Below are 2,450 nucleotides of genomic sequence, written 5' to 3'. Positions count from 1 at the left end.
TGTTCAAAAATTTAAGAAAAGCCAGTGCAGCTTTTTTATCATTGGTTTTACTGAGCTGTGCCTCATCTTCGGTAACTGATTCTAATTATGAGGATAATCATTTAAATCCTGAACAGGTCACTGATTGGAAAAGCGATATTGACTTTTATCACGCACAGCTGGAGCAAAACCATATTGACCTTTACCACAAAATCAGCAAGGCTGAATTTGAGTCCGAACTCGAAGGTTTAAAGTTCTCACTGCCCCATTACAATAAACACCAGGTAATGGTTGAAATGATGAGAATTACCAGGCTGATTGGTGATGGCCATACGCTCTACCCGTATTGGGGAAATGGTTATTCCCGGTTTCCTGTTTATTTCAAGCTCTTTGGCACTGACCTGAGGGTAATAAAAACTTCTGTCGAATATGCTCATTTGATGGGACAGAAGTTAAAGGCTATAGACGGAACAGAAGTTAATGACCTGATCCAAAAAATTGCCCCTGTTGTTCAAGGGGTTGATAATTCCCATTCCTATGAACACTTCCTTCCAAGTACCATCAATGTTGCTGAAGTGCTTTTTGGATTGGAAATTACAAATCAACTGAGCAGCGCGGACTTTGAATTCACCGATGAGCAGGGAAACAACCAATCTATCATCCTAAATTCGGTTGCCAACAATAAGCTAAAGGATCTGAAAACGGTGGTTTTGAATGAAAGGCCTCTGAATCTGGGTATGCCCATTACCTCAAAGGATGGGATTTGGGTTTCAGCAGACCTTCAGACAAATACGGCCTATATAAAATTTAACAGCTACCCCGGCTTTTTCAAAATGCTGCTGTTTTCAAATAAAGTCAAAAAGCAATTGATCAAACACAAAATCAAAAACCTGATTGTTGATTTCAGAGAAAATGGAGGAGGTAACTTTTTTGAGGGCATGGTGCTTGCCCAAATGCTGGTCATTGTAGACAATCTTGACTGGCAAAACGGGATTTATGTGCTTATTGGAAAAGAAACCTTTTCTGCAGGCGTCAGTAATGCAGCCCAATACAAACAGATTTTAAATGCCAAATTGGTAGGTGAACCCACGGGGGGAAACCCGTATGGATACCAGGATGCAGATAGGTTTTCATTGCCTAATGCCAACTGGCCAGTTCAATATTCCAAACGCTTATTCAGAATGCAGGACAAACAGACAATGGGCTTAGTCCCGGACATACTTGTAGAAACCCTTTGGTCTGAATATAAAGAAAGCCAGGATAAGCAGCTTGAATGGGTATTGAATGATATCTCCTCCAGGCAGGTACAGGACTGAACAGCCCATTCGAATACTACTAATTTGATGTATTAGGAAATTGGCAAGATGATTATAGATAATATGCAGGAGAAATACAGAAAATTTAATATGCAGATGTTGACGGCAGAAAGAAAAGGAATTGATCAAAGAGCGCCATCTTAAACTAATGAATAAACATCCCTCAATAATTCAAAATGTACCAAAAACCTTTCCCTCCAGAAAGATTTCCTTTTGGGTATTAAGCAATGTCGAAAGCTGAACACCCTGATTTCTTTTCTTTTTGGTTTCCAATTTATTCATAATGTCTTAAAAAATGTCTACCGAATTACAACCATACTATAAAGGCAACCGTACGGAAAATGTTAAATTGAAAAAAGAATACATTTAATCATTTAAACAAACTTGCTATGGGTGTAAATCCTAAGAGAAATATTGAAACGTTGGAAAGTACCGAGGAAATGTCAATGTGCATTTTAAATAACAAGAAATTTAACTCGGAGGAAGCAGAGGAAATCATTCAGGCCATACGGATTGAAAAACACCCCAAAGGAAGCATCCTGCTCAAGGAAGGTGAGGTTGCCAAAGATTGTTATTTATTGATAAAAGGGTGTGTAAGGCAATATTTTTTGGTTGACGGAGTCGAGAAAACCACATTTTTCTTTGTCGAGGAGCAAGGTTTTTCTTCCTTTAGGAGTGCAGCGAAAGGTATTCCTTCTGACCATTTTTTAGAGTGTGTAGAAGACTGTACTTTAGCTGTCTTATCGGTTCAAAAGGAACTGGAACTTTATAAGAAATATCCAAATTTTGAATCTTTGAGTCGTTCCGGATTGGAAGAGCAATTAGGGGATTATCAAGAAATGTTGGGAAAATTTATTACATCTAAGCCCGAAGATCGGTATTTGGATTTACTGGAAAACAGACCTGAATTGATCAATAGAATCCCCCAATATCAACTGGCCAGTTATATTGGAGTAAGCCCAGAAACTTTAAGTAGAATCAGGAAACGTTTATTTTTAAAAAAGTAATCCTGTCTTTCTTTCTTGACGATCGTCAACGAAAATCGATACCTCCCATTATAATTTTGCTTCAAATATCAATTGAGCAGAATTATGAAATTAAAATTTTTTACATCCTTTATTTTACTGTTTATTTCCATTTGTTCTTATTCACAGG

At 37.7% G+C, this 2,450-nt stretch carries 2 protein-coding genes; both read left to right on the top strand.

What is annotated here, in order from left to right:
* The coding region (locus tag ACEW8U_RS00150; protein WP_373520000.1) for a hypothetical protein at positions 1 to 1,295 on the top strand (1,295 nt) is incomplete at its 5' end.
* Between the two features lie 389 nt (positions 1,296 to 1,684).
* On the top strand, positions 1,685 to 2,302 hold the full coding sequence (locus ACEW8U_RS00145; RefSeq protein WP_373519999.1) for a Crp/Fnr family transcriptional regulator: 618 nt from the start codon (positions 1,685 to 1,687) through the stop codon (positions 2,300 to 2,302).
* Positions 2,303 to 2,450 lie beyond the last annotated feature (148 nt).

The organism is Aquiflexum sp., assembly GCF_041751335.1.
In the GTDB taxonomy this organism is placed as follows: Bacteria; Bacteroidota; Bacteroidia; order Cytophagales; family Cyclobacteriaceae; genus Aquiflexum.
This window is presented reverse-complemented; position numbering and strand designations above follow the sequence as displayed.

Excerpts from the sequence above, each read along its gene's own strand:
- ACEW8U_RS00145 (WP_373519999.1), top strand. The coding sequence starts at position 1,685 with ATGGGTGTAAATCCTAAGAGAAATATTGAAACGTTGGAAAGTACCGAG.